Here is an 18,337-nt window from a genome sequence, read left to right on the forward strand (position 1 = left end):
CTACGCGGGGTGACCTACCTCTGGGCAGGGCGTCCGGAAGAGGGGATTCCCACAGGCGATTCCGCCATCCGGGTGGCGGCCGCCGCCTGCGCCGCCGTCTGCGCCGCCGCGGAGGCGGCCGCCTTGGCCGCGGCCTGTGCCGCGGCCTCCGCCGCGGCCCGCTCGACCTTCTCCGGGGTCACGAAGCGGTAGCCGACGTTGCGGACCGTACCGATCAGGGACTCGTGCTCGGGGCCGAGCTTGGCGCGCAGCCGCCGTACGTGGACGTCCACCGTGCGGGTGCCGCCGAAGTAGTCGTAGCCCCACACCTCCTGGAGCAGCTGGGCGCGGGTGAAGACCCGGCCCGGGTGCTGTGCGAGGTACTTGAGCAGCTCGAACTCCTTGAAGGTGAGGTCCAGGACCCGCCCCTTGAGCTTCGCCGAGTACGTGGCCTCGTCCACCGAGAGGTCGCCGTTGCGGATCTCCATCGGGGAGTCGTCCGAACCGAGCTGCTGGCGGCCGGTGGCCAGCCGGAGCCGCGCCTCGACCTCGGCCGGGCCGGCGGTGTCGAGGAGGACGTCGTCGATGCCCCAGTCGGCGGTGACGGCCGCGAGGCCGCCCTCGGTCACGACGAGGATCAGCGGACAGCCCGGTCCGGTGGAGCGGAGCAGCTGGCACAGCGACCGCACCTGCGGCAGGTCGCGGCGGCCGTCCACGAGGATCACGTCCGCGCCCGGGGTGTCCACGAGGGCGGGGCCCTCGGCGGGCGCCACCCGGACGTTGTGCAGCAGCAGGCCGAGGGCGGGCAGCACCTCGGTCGACGGCTGCAGGGCATTGGTCAGCAGCAGGAGAGAGCTCATGACCCGACACCTGCCCGGGTCGGGTCGTTCTGCACGGTTCGCTGGTCCATCACGTCGGTTCCTCCTCGGTCCCGTCGAGGACTTTCGCGGCACTGCTTCGTACGGCTTGCCTGGTGCCCGCCCGGTCCCCGCGCCCTGAGGTCCGGATGGATACCACTGTTCTCGGTTCGTTCAACGCGCTGAAAGCACAAAAGGACCCGGGGGCAACGTTGCCCGGATCCTCTCGCCAGCAGAATAGCCCACCCGTGCCCGCGGGGCCGAGGGATCGGCGGCAGCCTCTTCTGTGGTTCGCACCACCCCTGTGACCTGCGTATGCCCCGGTTTCACCGGTTCGGTGGACCCCGGAGGGGCCGCCCGGGTGCATGCGGGTCGTGCGCAGGCACGTGGGCCCGGCGGTCCGAGGGTTCATCATGGAGGCCGACGCGGAGACGACGATAGGAGCTGCAGTGGCAACCGGAACCATCCGCTACTGGGCGGCGGCGAAGGCCGCGGCCAAGACGGCGGAGGAGCCGTATTCGGCGCGGACACTGGCCGAGGCGCTCGACGGCGTGCGGGAACGCCACCCCGGGGAGCTCACCCGGGTCCTGCTGCGCTGCTCCTTCCTCGTGAACGAAGAGCCCGTGGGCAAGCGGGCGCACGAATCCGTCGAGCTGACCGAGGGGGGCACCGTCGAGGTGCTCCCGCCGTTCGCGGGCGGGTGAGCGCGGTCCGATGAGTACTCCCGAGGAACAGCAGCAACAGCAGCACTACCAGCAGCAGCAACAGCAACAGCAACAGCAGGATCCGTACGGGACCCAGACCTGGCAGTCCGAGACCTGGGACACCGCTTACCAGCCCGTGGTTCCCGAGGGCTGGTTCCGCGAGGAGGCGCCGCAGGCCCCGGCCCCCGCGCCGGTGCAGGAGTGGGGCGAGACCGCGTACCTGCCGCCGTACCCGGGCCCGGAGGCACAACAGCAGTACCAGCAGACGGCTGCCCCCGACAGCTGGTACCGCGACGAGGCGCCCGCGCCCGCACCGGCCCCCGCCCAGGACTGGGCCGAGGCCACCGCCTACCTCCCGCCCCAGGCGGCCGCCCCCGCGGCCCCCGCGGCCCCCGTCGCGGCCGAGCCGCCTGCGGCGGAGGGCGCCGGCGAGGAGCCCGCGTATTCCCCGCCCACGCTCGCCGGCAACACCCTGCGCGCCGTCGACCCCGCCCAGGCCCGCGCCGAGGGCCGGTCGCCGGTCATCGACCCCGGCCCGCAGCCGGCCATACTGACCGCCGCCCTCGGGCTGCTGATCGCCGCGGCCGCGGCCTTCGGGCAGCTCGCGCTGCTCGTGCCGCTGATCGCCCTCCAGGCGCTCACCGCGGCCGGCTGGTTCCGCCTCAACGGCATGTGGCCGGCCCGCCAGGGCATCGCCCTCGCCTTCGCCGGAGCCCTCGCCGCGGATGCGGCGGTGCTCGCCGTGGACCGCGCGTACGGCCCCGGCGCGATCGTCGGCACCCTGGGCGCCTGGGTGCTGCTCACCCTCGTGCTCCAGCTGCGCAGCCGGGCCGAGCCGGACGAGCGGATGTACGGGCTCATGGCGTCGGTGGCCTCCGCCGCACTGGCCATCGTCTGCGCCGGCTACCTGGCCGCCGACACCGCCTGGGTGACCGTCGGGGCGGCCGCCGTCGCGGTCGCCGTCTTCGCCCGCGCGCTGCCGCTGCCCACCGCCCCCTCGGTCGGCGTCTCGCTGGCCGCGGCCGCGGGCGCGGGCATCGCGGTCGGCGGGCTGACCTCGGTCGGGGTCGGCGGGGCACTGCTGGGGGTGGTGGCCGGGGCGTGCGCGCTGATCGGGCTGCGCGTGGCGGCGTACGACTACCCGTCGAAGTTCGTGCACATGACGGCCGGTGTCGCGCTGCCGCTGGCGGTGGCCGCTCCCGCCGTCTACCTGCTGGGGCGGGTGGTGGGCTGAGGGGGTCGGCCGAGGCGTCGGGATCACGGCCCCTTCACCGGCCTCCGACGGCGCGGATGGTCAACTAGTACGCACGTACCAATCTCATGGGGGGTGGACGCGTGCGTTTCCTGCGCGTTGTCGTGATCGTCGCAGTGGTCCTCGGGGCCTTGTTCGTGGGCGCGGACCGCTGGGCGGTCGGCTATGCCGAGAACCGGCTGGCCGACCGGATCCAGGCCCGGCAGCCCGCCGTCGGGGGAGTGAGCGTGGACATCCACGGCTTCCCCTTCCTGACGCAGGCGCTCAGCCACGACCTCGACCGGGTCGACCTGAAGCTGGACAACGTCGACGTGAGCGCGGACGGCCGCAAGACCCGCCTCTCCCAGCTGCGCGCCGACTTCCACGGGGTCGAGCTGAACGGCGACTACAGCGGCGGCACCGCCCGGCGCGCGGCCGGCTCGGCCCTCGTCACGTACGCCGACCTGACCACGGGCGCGCAGCCCGGTGTGACCCTGAGCTACGGCGGGGCGCCGGGCAAGGTGAAGGTCACCGCGTCGGTGGAGCTGCTGGGCAGGACCTTCACCCGCAGCGTGGTGTCGACCGTCTCCCTCGTCGACTCCAAGGACGGGCAGGGCTCCAAGACCGTCCGGCTGCGGGCCGACGAGGTGCCGGGCGAGGGGATCCCCGGGATCGAGACGGCGATCCGCAAGAAGACCGACTCCGACCGCCGGCTCGACGGCGGTCTGCCCTCCGGGCTCCAGCTGACCGGGCTGACCTCGGACGAGGCCGGGGTGCACCTGTCGCTGGGCGGTTCGAACGTGGCGCTTACCGGATAGTGAGACGGTGCGGTCCGATCCGCAGATGAACGGACCGCACCGAGGCCCCCGAGGCGGTGCGGCGGCCTTCCCGGGGTGATCGCATCCCACCATACGGACGATCCTGTCTCGAAATATGACACGACGGTGACAGGGCAGTCGATTCGTCCCTACGATCCATGGCTATGAAGCATCAGCAGGCGGATCTCACGAAGCGACGGGCAGTAGACCTGTGTCGCGTCGCCGCCATGCTCTGTCGATCCATGTGACGTGTGAGCGCATCCCGCTCCATGGCCGGACGACGGCCTTCCGCTTTCCCGTGTGACCCCACTTGCCTCCTGCCCCCTGACGGCTCCCCGTTCAGGATCTCGAGCGCACCCGGAAGCACGTCTTCAGCACCACCAGCACAGCCCCGCCGCACACTGCCCCGGAGGAGAACACCATGAGCCGCAGCGACGTCCTCGTAGACGCCGACTGGGTCGAGGCCCACCTGAACGACGCCAACGTCGTCATCGTCGAGGTGGACGAGGACACGTCCGCCTACGACAAGAACCACATCACCAACGCCGTCCGGATCGACTGGAAGAGCGACCTCCAGGACCCGGTCCGCCGCGACTTCGTGGACCAGGAGGGCTTCGAGAAGCTCCTCTCCGCCAAGGGCATCTCCAACGACGACACCGTCGTCCTCTACGGCGGCAACAACAACTGGTTCGCGTCCTACGCCTACTGGTACTTCAAGCTGTACGGCCACCAGGACGTCCGCCTCCTCGACGGCGGCCGCAAGAAGTGGGAGCTCGACTCCCGCGACCTGGTCGACGGCACCGAGGTTCCGGCCCGCCCGGCCACCGCGTACAAGGCCAAGGCCCAGGACTCCTCGATCCGCGCCTTCCGCGACGACGTCGTGGCCGCGATCGGCTCGCTGAACCTGGTCGACGTCCGCTCGCCCGACGAGTTCTCCGGCAAGCTGCTCGCCCCGGCGCACCTCCCGCAGGAGCAGTCGCAGCGCCCCGGCCACGTGCCGAGCGCCCGCAACATCCCGTGGTCGAAGAACGCCAACGACGACGGCACCTTCAAGTCGGACGAGGAGCTGACCGCCCTCTACGAGGCCGAGCAGGTCGACCTGGCGAAGGACACCATCGCCTACTGCCGCATCGGTGAGCGCTCCGCGCTGACCTGGTTCGTGCTGCACGAGCTCCTGGGCCAGGAGAACGTCAAGAACTACGACGGCTCCTGGACCGAGTACGGCTCGCTGGTCGGCGTGCCGATCGAGCTGGGCGCCAACAAGTAGTCCCGGGCACGCGACGCCCAGTAGTACGACCTCTCTAGGACAGGACAGAGAACATGTGTGGAGCACAGATCGGCGGGCCCGACCTCGCGACGCTCAAGCCCGGTGAGACCGCCATCCAGGGCCAGGTCACCAAGGACGGCGAGGGAGTGAGCGGCTACGTCCGCCTGCTGGACTCGACCGGCGAGTTCACCGCCGAGGTCCCGACCTCGGCGACCGGCCAGTTCCGCTTCTACGCGGCGACCGGTACCTGGACGCTGCGGGCGCTCGTCCCCGGCGGCCGCCAGGCCGACCGCGCCGTGGTCGTCGCCGACGCCGGCGGCGTGACGGACGTGGCCATCGCGGTCTGATCGTCAGCTGAACCGGCCGGAGGGCCGCACCCCAGGGGGTTGGACGCCACTGGAACGGGGTGCGGCCCTTCGTGCCGTCCGTGCTCGTGCCCTCCGTACTCGTTCGCCGAGCTGTCTTTCGCAGGCGCCGGCCCTACGCTGGAGACATGTACGCCCGGCGGCGCCGCGCCTACTTCCTGCTGATGGGCGGATGCCTGTTCCTCTTCGTCTCCGCCTGGTCCTTCGTGCGCCTGTGGTCGGTCGAGGCCGCCGTCGCCCTGTGCGTGGTCGCGATGATCATCCCGCCGGTGGCCGCGATGGTCGCGAACCGCCGGGGTCCGGACGACCGCTGGTGGGACGATCCCTCGGGCGATCCGAAGTCCGACGAGTGGTGGGACGAACTCGACGGAAAGCGGCACCGCGAGGAGTGAAACGCGGCGATATAAAACTGTAATAAGAGTGCGTACAACATCTCCCCACAGCAAGCTGTCATGTGTGTGCACGGGTAATTGGCCCGCGCCACCAGTCCTGTGGGGGGACTCTTTTGGAACACGAACAGACCATCCCTGAGCAGCGGAAAGAGACGGAGAACGTACCGGAATCGGACAGTCCGGAATTTCCGGCCGTGAATTCTGCTCAGGCGCGGCCGCGCCGCCGCGGGCGTACGACCTTCCTGATCGCGAGCGCCGTCGTCCTCGGCGTCCTCGCCGGGACGGTCACCGGTTACGCGATCCAGTTCAACCGCGAACCCACGCCGCTCGCGCCGCTGGCCCAGGCCAAGGTGGTCACCCCGAAGGCGCTCGCGCCGGACGGTGCAACGACGAACAAGACGATCAACGCCAACCGCTGGCACAAGACCGACGACGACCTGGCCAAGCTGCTGATCGAGGCCCCGGGCGGGGCCAAGGTCGAGGGCAGCGGCTACGAATCACTGGACTTCTTCGCCGCGAAGTTCTTCGAGAAGCCGGAACACGGTCTGCCCGGCATCCTGAGCGACCGCGTCCGCCGGGTCGCGTCCACGGTCTGGTCCGAGGACGACCGCGTGTTCGTCGAGGTTCGGCTGCTGCAGTTCAACGACCGCTCCGGCGCGGACGATTACGAGAAGGACCAGTCGCGGTACATGCCCCAGGTGAAGTACGCGGGCAACTCGGGTGTGGAGATCCCCGGCCTCGCCGGCGACCTCGGCCATGTGTGGGTGGACTCCGAGGTGGACGAGGAGCCGGGGTACTACCCGATCCGCGGGGCCCGGGCCATCGCCCGCCGCGGCGACATCGTCCTGGACATCAGCTACTTCAACAACCGCGGCAAGATCGCGGAGAGCGATGTCATCGACCTGGCCAAGCGACAGCTGGAGCGACTGTGACCGAGCCGCAGAACGAGAACACCCCGGTCGAGGCCGCTCCGGAGGCCGCCACCGAGGTCCCGGCGCCGGTCGCCGATGCCGTCACCGAGGCCCCGGCCCCGGCGCCGGTCGCCGATGCGGTCGCCGAGGCCGCGCCGGTGAAGCCCGCGCGCACGGTGAACCGTAAGAAGGCCGCCGTCATCGCCGCGGGCGTGGCCGTGGCCGTCCTCGCGGGCGGCGCCGTCGCCGCGTCCGCGGCCATCGCGGACGCGGACCGCACCTCGCCGACCCGCTACTGGACCGCCGCGGGCGGACACGCCGCGCAGCCCGACAAGCCGGCCGTCGTGCCGGCGAACGAGCTGTCGGGCAAGCTGCTGCCGGTACCGACCACCTTCACCCTGGGCCCGGACCTCGCGGACGACGGAAACAACTTCTTCGTCTCCGGCGAGAGCGCGGTCGAGGGCTTCAAGGACGCCCGCAAGGGCCTGTCCAGCACCGAGCGCAAGCAGCGCGACGAGGCGCTGGCCGAGCTGAAGCTCAAGGGGCTGGCCGGACGCAGCTACACCAAGGGCGGCGGCCAGATGGTGCTGGAGGTCCGCATCATGCAGGCCGACCCGCAGTCCCTGGGCAAGTTCGCCGAGGTCACCAAGAAGCTCATCGAGTTCATGGGCGAGGGCCGCGACGCGCCCAAGGTCGACGGTTTCCCCGACGCGAAGTGCTCCGTGACGGGGCTCGGCAAGAAGGACAACGAGACGATCGACTCGCTCGACTGCGTGGCGGTCGAGGGTGACGTGATGGTCAACTTCCGCGCCTACGGGCCGAAGCCCTTCTCCACCTCCGACGCGACGCAGTTCTTCAAGAACCAGCTGACCCACCTGAAGTCCCCCGGGGAGTCCGTGTGACCGAGCAGAACACCGCCCCCGAGACCGTGACCGAGGCGACGGCTCCCCAGGAGCCCGCAGCCCCCGCGGCCCCCGAGACGCAGGCGACCCCGGAGACCCCCGAGGCCTGGCCCGCCCCCGAGGCGCCGAAGGCGCCCAAGGACCGCCGCAAGCTGTTCGCCGCCCTGCGCTGGACCGCCGCGGTCCTCGCCTTCGGCGCCGTCGGCACGGGCGTCGCGTACGGGATCACCCAGCCCGAGCGCACCGACATCCCCGGCCTGCACACCAAGGACGACGGCCGCTGGGTCTTCCCGGCGCTGGCCAAGCCCACCCTGGCCCCCGGCGCCGCACAGCCCTTCGCCGAGGACAACAAGGAAGGCGTCCACTACGCCACCCTCGGCGAGCTGCTCCTGCCGGCCCCGCAGGGATCCGCCCAGGACCCCGCGCTGAAGCTGGAGAAGGACCAGATGGTGTCCCAGGACACCTTCCTGGAGGAGTACGCCCCCGGCGCGCGCCAGCAGCTCAAGCAGGGCTTCGTCGACGACGGCCTGCGCCAGATCGCGGCCCGTGGCTGGGTCATGCCGGACGGCACCCGCACCCGGATCTACCTGCTGCGCTTCCACTCCTCCGGCTTCGCTGACGCCTTCGAGGGCTGCGGCTTCAACATGAGCGTGAACGGCGTGAACCGGACCGAGCCCGACCCCGCCTGGAGCAGGGCCAAGACCACCCAGGCCGCTCCCGACCTGCGCGAGGTGTCCCTCTACTCGGAGGCCGCCCCGTTCGGCGACGACCAGGTGAAGGTCGGATGCATCCAGTCCGGCGACCTCCAGGCCGTGGTCTTCCAGACCCGCAAGGGCGAGGTGGCGGCCGTCCCGTTCCACCAGACGGTGATCCTCCAGGACCAGCTGCTGCGCTGACGGCGGCCCGGCGCCGACTGTACGGCCCACCTCACAGAGTGCACCGGTCCCCAGGCCAGTAGGCTTGGGGACCGGCCCGTACCCCCGAACGAAACCTCCGAGGAGCACACCGTGCTTGAGGCAGTCTTCACCTCCCTGCTGGTCCTGGTCTGCGTCGGCGTCCTCGCCTTCACCGGTCTGGCCGTGAAGAAGCTCTACCAGGGCCAGCGCTGACCGCCTGCCCCCGGATACCGGAACCCCTCCCACAGATCGCCTGAGCAGACATCCATGATCCAGATCCCGTCCGACCTGAACCCGGGCCTCGTCCCCCTCGCCTTCCTCCTCGGCACCTGGGAAGGCGCAGGCGTCTTCGACTTCCCGGGCGAGGAGAAGTGCAACTTCGGCCAGGAAGTCGTCTTCAGCCACGACGGCCGGGACTTCCTGGAGTACACCTCCCACACCTGGGTCCTCGACGCCGAGGGCAAGCAGGTGCGTCCGCTGGAGTCCGAGTCGGGCTACTGGCGCATCGACAAGGACCGCAAGGTCGAGATCGTCATGGTCCGTGACCAGGGCGTCGTCGAGGTCTGGTACGGCGAGCTCGCCGACCAGAAGCCCCAGATCGACGTGGTCACCGATGCGGTCGCCCGCACCGCGGCCTCCGGCCCGTACAGCGGCGGCAAGCGGCTCTACGGCTACGTCAAGAGCGACCTCATGTGGGTCGGCGAGAAGGCCACCCCGGAGGTCGAGCTGCGCCCGTACATGTCGGCCCAGCTCAAGAAGGTCGTCAGCCCCGAGGAGGTCGCCGAGATGGCGCGCAACCTCCCCGACATGCCGGACGACGGCATCGCCTTCTTCCGCTGACCGCAGTGCGAGAAGGGGACCGCCGGGCAGCCCGCGGTCCCCTTCCCGCGCTTACACTGGCCGAGTGGTGAGCGCCGAGAGCACCGATGCACACGAGACCAGTGAGAGCGCCGACTGGAAGACCGACCTGCGCCGGCGCGGATACCGCCTGACCCCGCAGCGCCAGCTCGTCCTGGAAGCGGTCGACGCCCTGGAGCACGCCAGCCCCGACGAGATCCTCGCCGAGGTGCGCAAGACCGCCTCCGGGGTCAACATCTCCACCGTCTACCGCACGCTGGAGCTGCTGGAGGAGCTGAAGCTCGTCTCGCACGCCCACCTCGGCCACGGCGCGCCCACGTACCACCTCGCCGACCGGCACCACCACATCCACCTGGTGTGCCGCGAATGCGCAGACGTCATCGAGGCCGATGTGGACATCGCCTCCGAGTTCACCGCCAAGCTCCGCGAGACCTTCGGCTTCGAGACCGACATGAAGCACTTCGCCATCTTCGGACTCTGCAAGAAGTGCGCCGCCAAACACCGTGACGGCGACGCGCCATAGGGTCGTAGGCTTGGTTTCATGACCAGCCCTTTGCTCCATCTCCCCGGCGCCGTGCAGGCCGAAGGCCGCGATGAGGGCGTCGCCGCCCACTACGGAGAGCTGTACGGCGAACAGCGCGCCCTCGCCGACGGCCGCGGCTTCGTCGACCTCTCCCACCGCGGCGTCGTCACCGTCTCCGGCCCGGAGCGGCTGAGCTGGCTGCACCTGCTGCTCACCCAGCACCTCACCGAGCTGCCGGCCGGGCAGGCCACCGAGGCGCTGATCCTCTCCGCCAACGGCCACATCGAGCACGCCCTCTACCTCGTGGACGACGGCGAGACGGTGTGGGCGCACGTCGAGCCCGGCACCCAGGAGGCGCTGATCGCCTACCTGGAGGCGATGAAGTTCTTCTACCGCGTCGAAGTCGCCGACCGCACCGCCGATTTCGCCGTCGTGCACCTGCCGGCCGGCTCCATCGCCGAAGTCGCCAAGGGCCCGGCCGTACGGGAGACCCCGTACGGCCGCGACGTCTTCCTGCCCCGCGGCGAGCTGGAGGCCTTCGCCGCCACGCACGGCCCGGCCGCCGGCCTGCTCGCGTACGAGGCGCTGCGCGTCGAGTCGCACCGGCCGCGGCTCGGCGCCGAGACCGACCACCGCACCATCCCGCACGAGCTCGGCTGGATCGGCACCGCCGTGCACCTGCAGAAGGGCTGCTACCGCGGCCAGGAGACGGTCGCCCGCGTCCACAACCTGGGGAAGCCCCCGCGCCGCCTGGTCTTCCTGCACCTGGACGGCTCCGAGGTGCTGCTCCCGGCGCACGGCGCGCCCGTACGGCTCGCCGCCGACGGGGAGGAGGGCCGCCAGCTGGGCTTCGTGACCACCGCGGTCCGCCACCACGAGCTGGGCCCGATCGCCCTCGCGCTGGTCAAGAGGAACGTTCCGGTGGACGCGCCGCTGCTGGTCGGCAAGACGGCCGCCGCGCAGGAGGTCGTCGTCGCGCCGTAGCCGGCGTGGGATGCCTCAGACGTCGATGACGAGGGAGAACGGGCCGTTGTTGGTGAGCGAGACCCGCATGTCCGCGCCGAACCGGCCCGTCTCCACCCTCGCGCCCAGCGCCCGCAGTTGCCCCACGACCTCGTCGACCAGTGGCTCGGCCACCTCGCCGGGCGCCGCCGCGTTCCACGTGGGCCGGCGGCCCTTGCGCGCGTCCCCGTAGAGCGTGAACTGGGAGATCACCAGCAGCGGCGCGTCCACGTCGCTGCAGGACTTCTCCGCCTCCAGGATCCGCACGGACCACAACTTGCGCGCCAGCTGCGCCGCCTTCTGCGGTGTGTCGTCGTGGGTCACCCCCACCAGCACGCACAACCCCTCGCCGACGATCTCGCCCACGGTCTCACCGGCCACGACCACACTCGCGCCGTCCACCCTCTGCACCACTGCTCGCATACCACCTGTGTACCAGGACTGCACCGTCTCTAGCGATGTCGGCCGGTATTGGCCGAATCGCCTGCCACCGGACTGGCCGGTTGTCTCCCCGAACGGTCTTGGGAGACCGGGAACAGCGCGAGCTGGTCGCTTCGGTCCCGGCAGGTCTTCGTGCCCCGGTAGGGCGTGCCTGCGGTCCTTGGCGGGCTTGCGGTCCCGCGTGTCCTCGGGTGGGGGACGGTCTGGCCGGTAGCTCTCCGCGCCACGATCCTCTGGTCGTGTGCGGTCACACCTGGCCGACGCCGTGTCCCCAGGCCGAGGGCGCGCCTGCCGATCGCCGCCGCGGCCGCGTGGTGGCCAGTGACGACGGTGGTCTTGGACTGTTGCCGCAGCGGGGCCTGCCAGTGACGGCTGCCCCAGCGGGAGGTGTAGGCGGCGTCGACCGCAATGACGACGAGGCCGGTGTGGTGGGCCATGGAACGCAGCCTGTCCCGAAAGCGTGCGGTGGGCAGTCCGGCGACGGTGCGACGGAATGCCTTGCCGCGTTTACCGCGTCCCATCGTTTCGCGGCCGGTATCGCGGGCGTCGGCGAAGCCCAGGTCCTCGATCGCCAGGCCGGCACAGCCGTTCGTCCGGGCGACGTCGATCAGTTCGGTGATCGCGGCCCGCAGGCGCCCGTCGCGCTGGGATGTAGGTCCGATCAGGTCGGTCGGCACCGTAATGGGCTCACCGACGGGGTTACCGTGCGCGTCCACGACACACGCGGCGAGATGACCTGCGTTGAGGTCTACGGCCAGCAGTCGGATGCGGACACCCGTGGCGGCCAACTCGCCGGGTGTAGGCAGGACGGTTTTCGCGGTGGACCAGGAGGCGTCGAGGTACCAGCGGTCGCGAACGGCGTCGTGCGTGATGTCGTAGCGGACGGCCCGGTTGGAGCTGATCCGGTCCAGCCATTCATCCCGGCGGTGGCTGAAAGTGACGGTGCAAGCCAGTCGGTAGCGTCCCCGCGGGGCGTTCGCCAAGTGCCGCAAGGGCTCAGGCAGGACGAGGGTTACCGTGCCACCGGTAACCGGCGTTGCTTCTGGGCGCGTTCAGCCCGGTTCGCGTAGCCGCGAAGACCGCCCAAGCGCTGCCCGCACGGTACGGCCAAACGCTTGCTGGTCTTCGCGATGGCTCGACGCAGGGCCGCCCGCTCGTCGAACAGACAGCGCAATGACAGTTGGTACTGGTCCTCGCTGGCTCGTGTGATGGCACCCGCCCACCGGGACGAGGACACGTGCGTCAGCGCGCGCTTGCGATCCGCCCGTCGGTTGTTCCGCACCGGAACCATCCCGATCCGTACCCGCTCGGCCAGATCAGCACGGGCGTGCCCGCCCAGATGGTGGCCGACGACGCGCAGGACATCGCCATCAGGGGTGGACAGGCGCAGCCGGTCCCGGATTCGGGCGCCGGCGGGTGCCGACACAGTGAACGGATCCGCCAGCGCGCGCCGTACACCCCTCTGCTTTTGCTTACCCCCACCGCGTGTCACGGGCCGCCCTCTCTCCATCACCCGCACAGCACTCGTTCTCCACTGAGACTGACGTCCCCGCGAAGCGCGGCGTGCCCCGGCAGCCCCCGTTCACCCGTACGAGGTATCCGATGGCCAACCAGAGGCAGAACGAATCAACCGTTGGCCCGTCCGGGGCTGATCGGGTGGTCCGGGACTGCGTCCGCACCACGGAGAGTGGCACGATGCACGCAGGCGGTGCCCCCAGCACCGGTCGAGGGGACGGACACGTTCACATGAATATCTCTGGTACCTCCGTACCTGTACCCGCTTCAGACGTCGCGGGGGCCCTGCGGCCGCCCGTGCAGCGCACCGGCGACCCCCAGGCGCCGGCGACGCAGGCCGCCGCGCTCGGACTGCCGGAGCTGCGCACGCTGCGCCGCGACGCGCAGCGCGACGAGGCCGACCTGAGTTACGTACGCCGGCTGCTCCAGGGCCGCATCGACATCCTGCGCGCCGAACTCGCGCGGCGTACGGACCCCGAGACGCCGGTGGTCGACCGGCTTTCCGAGATCCTCGCCGACGCCCCCTCCAGCCGCAGCGCCTCCGCCCGGCACCTCACCCTCGGCACCCCGCAGGGCGAGGAGTCTCGCCTGCTGGCCGCCGAGATGCTGTCCGACGTGGAGCTGTCGGACCTCGTGGCGCGCACGGACGAGGAGCTGTACGAGGCGATGGGCCGCCTCGTGCGGTACGAGCAGCAGGTCTCCCGGCGCCGCCGGCAACTCCAGCGCACGGTGGACGACTCCAGCGCGGAGATCACCCGGCGCTACCGCGAGGGCGAGGCTCAGGTGGACGACCTGCTGGCCTGAGGCCCACGGCCGCGGCCGGCAAAAATCAGGCGACGGGGCCGGGCGGCGCGATTAGCGTGGCCGGTCATGACCGCTGAAGTCCGGCCGATCGCCGCATCCGAGCTCGCCGACTGGCTGAACGCCCTGAACGCGGGGTTCCTGACCCCGGCCCGGGTGACGGAGTCGGACGTCGTACAACGGGCCAAGTACACCGACCTCGCCCGCCTCCAGGGCGGGTTCGACACCGAAACCGGCCGCTGCGTCGCGTCCTTCCGTTCCTTCGCCCAGCAACTGACCGTGCCGGGCGGGGCGGTGGTTGCGGCCAGCGCCGTCTCCAACGTCACCGTGACGGCCACGCACCGCCGCCAAGGCCTGCTCACCCGGATGATGGCCGCCGAACTGGCCGCCGCGAAGGCGCGCGGCGAGGTCCTGAGCACGCTGATCGCCGCCGAGTACCCGATCTACGGACGGTACGGGTACGGGCCCGCGGCCTCCGCCGCGGAATGGGAGATCGACGTACCGCGCGGCGGACTCGACCGGCGCTGGTCCGCGCCCGCCGGCGGCGCCCGGATCGACCTCGTGGACGCGGCCGAGGTGCGGCGGGTGGGCCCGGAACTGCACGAGCGGCTGCGGGCGGTCACCCACGGCTTCATCGACCGCGACGAGCGCTGGTGGAACCTGACGACCGGGCTGGAGGAGCTGTCGCACCGCCCGTACAAGGAGAAGTTCCACGCCGTGTACCGGACTGCGGCGGGCGAGGTGGAGGGCCTGGCCGCCTACACCGTGGACGACCGGTGGACCGACGCGAAGACCCCGCAGAACACCCTCCAGGTCAGGGGGCTGCTGGCGCTGTCCCCGGCCGCGGAGCGGGCCCTGTGGCACTTCCTGTGCTCCATCGACTGGGTGCAGACGGTCCGTACCGGCTACCGCGCCCCTGACGACCTCGTCGCACAGCTGCTGCCCGACCCGCGCGCCGCGAGGGTCGTGACGGCCTCGGACTTCCTGTGGGTGCGGCTGCTGGACGTCGTCCGCGCGCTGGGCGCCAGGACGTACGCCTGCCCCGGGGTCCTCGTCCTGGAGGTGACGGACCCCGCCGGGCCGGCCGGCGGCCGCTACCGGCTGGATGCCGCGACGGGGGAGTGCGAGGTCACCGGGGACCCCGCCGACCTGCGCCTGGACGTGGGCGCGCTCGGTTCCCTCTACCTCGGCGACGAGTCGGCGCTGCGGCTGGCCGCGCTCGGCCGGATCGACGAGGAGCGGCCGGGGGCGGTCGCGCTCGCGGACACGGTCTTCCGCACGGCCCGCAGGCCGTGGTGCCCGGACATCTTCTGATCCGCCGATCCCGTCACACGGGCGGGCCGCCGACCGTCAGGTCTACGTGGTGCCTGCACGGACGGCACCGGCGGCACGGACGAGGGAGCACGGGATGAACGGCACGGCGGAGACCCGGTCTGCGGACATCGCGTACCTGGCGGCGCGCTTCGAGGAGAAGCGCGGGCACCTGCGGGCGGTGGCCTACCGGATGCTCGGCTCGCTCAGCGAGGCGGAGGACGCCGTGCAGGAGGCCTGGTTCAGGCTCGACCGCTCGGACACCGGCGAGGTGGAGAACCTGGGCGGCTGGCTGACCACCGTCGTCGCCCGGGTCTGCCTCGACCAGCTGCGCACCCGCAAGGCGCGTCGCGAGGAGTCCCTGGACGGCATGGTGTTCAGCGGTCCGGAGCCGCTGCTGAGCGGCCCGGAGGGGCTCGACCCGGAGCAGGAGGTGCTGCTCGCGGACTCGGTGGGGCTCGCGCTGCTCGTCGTACTGGAACAGCTGGCGCCGGCGGAGCGGCTGGCCTTCGTGCTGCACGACATGTTCGGGGTGCCGTTCGACGAGATCGCGCCGATCGTGGAGCGTACGCCCGCGGCGGCGCGGCAGTTGGCGAGCCGGGCGCGGCGCCGGGTGCAGGGCGGCGCGCCGGCGCCGGACCGCGACCTGCGGCGCCAGCGCGAGGTGGTCGGGGCCTTCATGGCGGCCTCGCGCGGCGGGGACTTCGAGGGCCTGATCGCGGTGCTGGACCCGGACGTGGTGCTGCGGGTGGACCTGGAGGAGACGGCGCTGGGTGCGTGGGCGGTGGCCCGGCAGGCGCTCACCTTCGCCCGGATGGCGCCGTACGCGCGGGCCGCGCTGGTCAACGGGGCGCCGGGCATCGTCACGATCCCGCCGGGCGGCAAGGCGGTTGCGGTGATGGGCTTCACGGTGAGCGGCGGCCGTATCGTCGCGATCGACATCCTGGCGGATCCGGCGAGGCTGGACCGTATCGATGTGACGGTCTTGGAGAACTGAGACCGAGAACTGAGGACTGAGGTATTTGAAGTCACTTGTGGAACACCTCCGCGCGGCCGGCTGCGTCTTCGCGGAGGAGGAGGCGGACCTGCTGCAGGGCGCCGCCAGGGACGAGCGGCACCTGGCGGAGCTGCTGGCCCGCCGGGTGCAGGGCGAACCGCTGGAACACGTGGTGGGCTGGGCCGAGTTCATGGGGCTGCGCGTGGAGGTCGGCGCGGGGGCCTTCGTGCCGCGCCGGCGCACCGAGTTCCTGGTGCAGGAGGCGGTGGCGCTGGTACGGCCCGGCGCGGTGGTGCTGGACCTGTGCTGCGGGGTCGGCGCGCTGGGCGCGCTGGTGGCGGCCTCGGTGTCGGGCGCCGGGGGCGTGGAGCTGCACGCGGCGGACGTCGACCCCGGGGCGCTGGTCTACGCACGGCGCAATGTGGCGCCGTACGGGGGCGTGGTGTGGGAGGGCGACCTGTACGACCCGCTCCCCGAGGCCCTGCGGAGCCGGGTCGACCTACTGGTGGTCAACGCCCCGTACGTGCCGACGTCCGAGATCGCCCTGCTGCCGCCGGAGGCGCGCGACCACGAGCCGCTGATCTCCCTCGACGGCGGCGCGGACGGCCTCGACCTGCACCGGCGCATCGCTGCGGGCGCCCTCGCGTGGCTCGCCCCGGGCGGCCACCTGCTGATCGAGACGAGCTCCCGCCAGTCCCCGGTGACGGCCTCGGCCCTGTCGGCGGCGGGCCTGTGGGTCCAGGAGGTCACCTCGGACGAGTACGACGCGACGGTGATCATCGGCCGCGCGCCCACGGAGTGAAGGAAGGGCGCGGTGCGTGCGCCCCCCTCACGCCCCCTTGAGGCGGTCACGCCCCCCTCGGGCTGCCGTGCGCCCTTGCCGGGCTTTCGGACACTCCTTACGGTTACGCAGCGTACGCACGTTCACGGAACGTAACCGCAAGGGGCGCGATGAACAAGACCGTTTGGTGACGACCCGAATCGCACCTGCCCGTGCGTGATGTTGCAAGCAACTGCTTGCAATAGTTAGCAGTATCGGGCAGGATCGGAGCATGGCATCGCTCAACGTCGGAAATCTCGGCGAGTACCTGCGCGAGCAGCGCAGGCAGGCTCAACTTTCGCTGCGGCAACTGGCCGACGCGGCGGGAGTGTCGAATCCGTACCTGAGTCAGATCGAGCGCGGCCTGCGCAAGCCGAGCGCGGACATCCTGCAGCAGCTGGCCAAGGCGCTGCGGATCTCCGCGGAGACGCTGTACGTGCAGGCCGGGATCCTGGACGAGCGGGATCGGGACGAGGTGGAGACGCGGGCCGCGATCCTCGCCGACCCGTCCGTCAACGAGCGGCAGAAGCAGGTGCTGCTCCAGATCTACGAATCCTTCCGCAAGGAGAACGCGCTCGAGGCCGGCCCGGTCGACCCGGCCGATCCGGCCGGCGTCGGCGACGCGATGCCCCCTACGGCCACGAACTGAACTGTGATCCGGGAGGACCAAGCACATGGCCATCGCCGATGACCTGAAGAAGACCCTCACCGACCCGACCCCGCTCTACTTCGCCGCCGGCACCGCCGACCTCGCGGTGCAGCAGGCCAAGAAGGTGCCCGGGCTCATCGAGCAGCTGCGCGCCGAGGCCCCGGCGCGCATCGATGCCGTACGCAACACCGACTCGAAGGCCGTGCAGGAGAAGGCCAAGGAGGCGCAGGAGGCGGTCACCGCCAAGGTCGCCGAGGTGCTCGGCGCGATCGACCCGAAGAAGCTCGGGGAGACCGCCCAGGACCTGGCCCTGCGCGGGGTCGGCGTGGCCGCCGAGTACGCCGTGAAGGCCAAGGAGGCCTACGACAAGGTCGCCGAGCACGGTGAGCAGGCCGTGCGGGCCTGGCGAGGCGAGGTCTCCGAGGAGATCGTCGACATCGCCGTCGCCGTCGAGCCGGAGCCCGCGGCCCAGGCCGGGCCGTCCACGGGGGAGCCGGCCGCCGAGGCCGCCGCCGAGGAGAAGCCCTCGGCGAAGAGGGCCGCCACGCGCAAGCCCGCGGCCAAGAAGACCGTTGCCGCGTCGGCCGACGAGAGCTGACCGGCACGACGACCGTGGACCGGGCACCCGAGGGGTGCCCGGTCCGTTGTGGTTTGTGAGCGCTGCTCTGCCGGTAGCGTGGAGACAGATGGCACCAGGCGCGAGAAGGCGGTCAGGCGATGTTGATGAACGGGTTCGATAACGGGGTGCTTCCGTTGCTCGGGTTCGCCATGCTGGCGCTCGCCGTCGTGGCCTTCGTGCTCGCCCTGCTGGCGCGCGAGGACGCGTACCGGGCCGCCGAGAAGCAGACCAAGACCTTCTGGCTGGTCATCCTCGGCATCACCGTCCTCGTGGACTTCTTCCTCGGAATGCTCTTCCTGGAGATCGCCGGCCTGGTCGCCACCATCGTGTTCTTCGTCGACGTGCGCCCCGCCCTCAAGCAGGTCTCCGGCGGCGGCCGCCGCAAGGGCGGCGGCAGCAGCAGCGACGGACCGTACGGGCCCTACAACGGCGGGCGGTAGTTTCCCGCCGCTGCTCCCCGCCGCTGCTCCCCGCCGCTG

General features: G+C 71.3%; 24 protein-coding genes. 20 read left to right on the plus strand and 4 right to left on the minus strand.

What is annotated here, in order from left to right; all coding sequences use genetic code 11:
• Positions 1–14 precede the first annotated feature (14 nt).
• On the minus strand, positions 15–839 hold the full coding sequence (locus ACFWBF_RS06635; protein ID WP_385596224.1) for a response regulator transcription factor: 825 nt from the start codon (positions 837–839) through the stop codon (positions 15–17).
• 446 nt (positions 840–1,285) lie between these two features.
• Here ACFWBF_RS06635 and ACFWBF_RS06640 point away from each other — a divergent pair, with 446 nt between their 5' ends.
• The 13 genes from ACFWBF_RS06640 (at position 1,286) to ACFWBF_RS06700 (ending at position 10,687) form a co-directional block, all read left to right on the plus strand.
• Positions 1,286–1,540 carry a MoaD/ThiS family protein gene (locus ACFWBF_RS06640; RefSeq protein WP_385221759.1) on the plus strand — a complete coding sequence of 85 codons (255 nt, stop codon included), beginning with the start codon at positions 1,286–1,288 and terminating at the stop codon, positions 1,538–1,540.
• A gap of 10 nt (positions 1,541–1,550) precedes the next feature.
• Positions 1,551–2,774 (plus strand): hypothetical protein, encoded by a 1,224-nt coding sequence (locus ACFWBF_RS06645; RefSeq protein WP_385596227.1) that lies wholly within the window; start codon positions 1,551–1,553, stop codon positions 2,772–2,774.
• A gap of 101 nt (positions 2,775–2,875) precedes the next feature.
• Positions 2,876–3,589 (plus strand): DUF2993 domain-containing protein, encoded by a 714-nt coding sequence (locus ACFWBF_RS06650; protein WP_385596230.1) that lies wholly within the window; start codon positions 2,876–2,878, stop codon positions 3,587–3,589.
• Between the two features lie 164 nt (positions 3,590–3,753).
• On the plus strand, positions 3,754–3,837 hold the full coding sequence (locus ACFWBF_RS06655; protein WP_350206375.1) for a putative leader peptide: 84 nt from the start codon (positions 3,754–3,756) through the stop codon (positions 3,835–3,837).
• Positions 3,838–4,010: 173 nt separating this feature from the next.
• Positions 4,011–4,856, plus strand: a complete 846-nt coding sequence (locus ACFWBF_RS06660) for a sulfurtransferase (RefSeq protein WP_385596233.1) — start codon at positions 4,011–4,013, stop codon at positions 4,854–4,856.
• A gap of 53 nt (positions 4,857–4,909) precedes the next feature.
• The gene (locus ACFWBF_RS06665; protein ID WP_385221771.1) at positions 4,910–5,203 is read left to right on the plus strand and encodes a DUF1416 domain-containing protein; all 294 of its coding nucleotides are present in this window, start codon (positions 4,910–4,912) and stop codon (positions 5,201–5,203) included.
• Positions 5,204–5,349: 146 nt separating this feature from the next.
• Positions 5,350–5,613 carry a DUF3099 domain-containing protein gene (locus tag ACFWBF_RS06670; RefSeq protein WP_385596236.1) on the plus strand — a complete coding sequence of 88 codons (264 nt, stop codon included), beginning with the start codon at positions 5,350–5,352 and terminating at the stop codon, positions 5,611–5,613.
• 194 nt (positions 5,614–5,807) lie between these two features.
• Positions 5,808–6,545, plus strand: coding sequence for a hypothetical protein (locus ACFWBF_RS06675; protein WP_385596239.1), 738 nt, complete (start codon positions 5,808–5,810; stop codon positions 6,543–6,545).
• Positions 6,542–7,426, plus strand: a complete 885-nt coding sequence (locus ACFWBF_RS06680) for a hypothetical protein (RefSeq protein ID WP_385596242.1) — start codon at positions 6,542–6,544, stop codon at positions 7,424–7,426. Before ACFWBF_RS06675 ends, ACFWBF_RS06680 begins: the two co-directional genes overlap by 4 nt.
• Complete coding sequence (locus ACFWBF_RS06685) at positions 7,423–8,322, plus strand: hypothetical protein (protein ID WP_385596244.1); 900 nt, start codon at positions 7,423–7,425, stop codon at positions 8,320–8,322. Before ACFWBF_RS06680 ends, ACFWBF_RS06685 begins: the two co-directional genes overlap by 4 nt.
• 267 nt (positions 8,323–8,589) lie before the next feature.
• Positions 8,590–9,162 carry an FABP family protein gene (locus tag ACFWBF_RS06690; protein WP_385596247.1) on the plus strand — a complete coding sequence of 191 codons (573 nt, stop codon included), beginning with the start codon at positions 8,590–8,592 and terminating at the stop codon, positions 9,160–9,162.
• Positions 9,163–9,229: 67 nt separating this feature from the next.
• Positions 9,230–9,703: a Fur family transcriptional regulator gene (locus tag ACFWBF_RS06695; RefSeq protein WP_385596250.1), complete on the plus strand. Its 474-nt coding sequence runs from the start codon at positions 9,230–9,232 to the stop codon at positions 9,701–9,703.
• An 18-nt stretch (positions 9,704–9,721) separates the two neighbouring features.
• A complete protein-coding gene (locus ACFWBF_RS06700) occupies positions 9,722–10,687 on the plus strand; it encodes a YgfZ/GcvT domain-containing protein (RefSeq protein WP_385596255.1) in 966 nt (321 codons plus the stop codon).
• A 15-nt stretch (positions 10,688–10,702) separates the two neighbouring features.
• Here ACFWBF_RS06700 and dtd read toward each other — a convergent pair whose 3' ends face one another.
• Genes dtd through ACFWBF_RS06715 form a run of 3 tightly spaced genes read right to left on the minus strand, consistent with a single transcriptional unit; the run spans position 10,703 to position 12,572 of the window.
• Positions 10,703–11,128 carry a D-aminoacyl-tRNA deacylase gene (gene dtd / locus ACFWBF_RS06705; RefSeq protein WP_385596259.1) on the minus strand — a complete coding sequence of 142 codons (426 nt, stop codon included), beginning with the start codon at positions 11,126–11,128 and terminating at the stop codon, positions 10,703–10,705.
• A gap of 29 nt (positions 11,129–11,157) precedes the next feature.
• Positions 11,158–12,129, minus strand: coding sequence for a hypothetical protein (locus ACFWBF_RS06710; protein WP_385596261.1), 972 nt, complete (start codon positions 12,127–12,129; stop codon positions 11,158–11,160).
• Between the two features lie 29 nt (positions 12,130–12,158).
• Positions 12,159–12,572, minus strand: coding sequence for a hypothetical protein (locus ACFWBF_RS06715; protein WP_385596263.1), 414 nt, complete (start codon positions 12,570–12,572; stop codon positions 12,159–12,161).
• A 320-nt stretch (positions 12,573–12,892) separates the two neighbouring features.
• Between ACFWBF_RS06715 and ACFWBF_RS06720 the strand changes: the two genes are divergently transcribed.
• From ACFWBF_RS06720 to ACFWBF_RS06750, 7 genes are all read left to right on the plus strand, one after another.
• Positions 12,893–13,465 carry an AmfC protein gene (locus ACFWBF_RS06720; protein WP_385596266.1) on the plus strand — a complete coding sequence of 191 codons (573 nt, stop codon included), beginning with the start codon at positions 12,893–12,895 and terminating at the stop codon, positions 13,463–13,465.
• A 66-nt stretch (positions 13,466–13,531) separates the two neighbouring features.
• On the plus strand, positions 13,532–14,776 hold the full coding sequence (locus tag ACFWBF_RS06725; RefSeq protein ID WP_385596269.1) for a GNAT family N-acetyltransferase: 1,245 nt from the start codon (positions 13,532–13,534) through the stop codon (positions 14,774–14,776).
• A gap of 94 nt (positions 14,777–14,870) precedes the next feature.
• Entirely contained in the window at positions 14,871–15,770 is a 900-nt protein-coding gene (locus ACFWBF_RS06730) for a sigma-70 family RNA polymerase sigma factor (RefSeq protein WP_385596272.1), read from the plus strand.
• A 25-nt stretch (positions 15,771–15,795) separates the two neighbouring features.
• Complete coding sequence (locus ACFWBF_RS06735; RefSeq protein ID WP_385596275.1) at positions 15,796–16,572, plus strand: putative protein N(5)-glutamine methyltransferase; 777 nt, start codon at positions 15,796–15,798, stop codon at positions 16,570–16,572.
• A 250-nt stretch (positions 16,573–16,822) separates the two neighbouring features.
• Positions 16,823–17,239 carry a helix-turn-helix domain-containing protein gene (locus ACFWBF_RS06740; protein ID WP_385596278.1) on the plus strand — a complete coding sequence of 139 codons (417 nt, stop codon included), beginning with the start codon at positions 16,823–16,825 and terminating at the stop codon, positions 17,237–17,239.
• Between the two features lie 25 nt (positions 17,240–17,264).
• Positions 17,265–17,837 carry a hypothetical protein gene (locus ACFWBF_RS06745; RefSeq protein WP_385596281.1) on the plus strand — a complete coding sequence of 191 codons (573 nt, stop codon included), beginning with the start codon at positions 17,265–17,267 and terminating at the stop codon, positions 17,835–17,837.
• Positions 17,838–17,956: 119 nt separating this feature from the next.
• Positions 17,957–18,298, plus strand: a complete 342-nt coding sequence (locus ACFWBF_RS06750; RefSeq protein WP_385596284.1) for a DUF2516 family protein — start codon at positions 17,957–17,959, stop codon at positions 18,296–18,298.
• Positions 18,299–18,337: the final 39 nt, after the last annotated feature.

The organism is Streptomyces sp. NPDC060028 (genome assembly GCF_042736725.1).
Classification (GTDB): domain Bacteria; phylum Actinomycetota; class Actinomycetes; order Streptomycetales; family Streptomycetaceae; genus Streptomyces.

Coding starts and splice junctions, on each gene's coding strand:
- ACFWBF_RS06740 (WP_385596278.1), top strand. CDS start 16,823: ATGGCATCGCTCAACGTCGGAAATCTCGGCGAGTACCTGCGCGAGCAG.
- ACFWBF_RS06665 (WP_385221771.1), top strand. CDS start 4,910: ATGTGTGGAGCACAGATCGGCGGGCCCGACCTCGCGACGCTCAAGCCC.
- ACFWBF_RS06670 (WP_385596236.1), top strand. CDS start 5,350: ATGTACGCCCGGCGGCGCCGCGCCTACTTCCTGCTGATGGGCGGATGC.
- ACFWBF_RS06730 (WP_385596272.1), top strand. CDS start 14,871: ATGAACGGCACGGCGGAGACCCGGTCTGCGGACATCGCGTACCTGGCG.
- ACFWBF_RS06700 (WP_385596255.1), top strand. CDS start 9,722: ATGACCAGCCCTTTGCTCCATCTCCCCGGCGCCGTGCAGGCCGAAGGC.
- ACFWBF_RS06635 (WP_385596224.1), bottom strand. CDS start 839: ATGAGCTCTCTCCTGCTGCTGACCAATGCCCTGCAGCCGTCGACCGAG.
- dtd (WP_385596259.1), bottom strand. CDS start 11,128: ATGCGAGCAGTGGTGCAGAGGGTGGACGGCGCGAGTGTGGTCGTGGCC.
- ACFWBF_RS06750 (WP_385596284.1), top strand. CDS start 17,957: ATGTTGATGAACGGGTTCGATAACGGGGTGCTTCCGTTGCTCGGGTTC.
- ACFWBF_RS06655 (WP_350206375.1), top strand. CDS start 3,754: ATGAAGCATCAGCAGGCGGATCTCACGAAGCGACGGGCAGTAGACCTG.
- ACFWBF_RS06745 (WP_385596281.1), top strand. CDS start 17,265: ATGGCCATCGCCGATGACCTGAAGAAGACCCTCACCGACCCGACCCCG.
- ACFWBF_RS06690 (WP_385596247.1), top strand. CDS start 8,590: ATGATCCAGATCCCGTCCGACCTGAACCCGGGCCTCGTCCCCCTCGCC.
- ACFWBF_RS06725 (WP_385596269.1), top strand. CDS start 13,532: ATGACCGCTGAAGTCCGGCCGATCGCCGCATCCGAGCTCGCCGACTGG.
- ACFWBF_RS06660 (WP_385596233.1), top strand. CDS start 4,011: ATGAGCCGCAGCGACGTCCTCGTAGACGCCGACTGGGTCGAGGCCCAC.
- ACFWBF_RS06645 (WP_385596227.1), top strand. CDS start 1,551: ATGAGTACTCCCGAGGAACAGCAGCAACAGCAGCACTACCAGCAGCAG.
- ACFWBF_RS06720 (WP_385596266.1), top strand. CDS start 12,893: ATGAATATCTCTGGTACCTCCGTACCTGTACCCGCTTCAGACGTCGCG.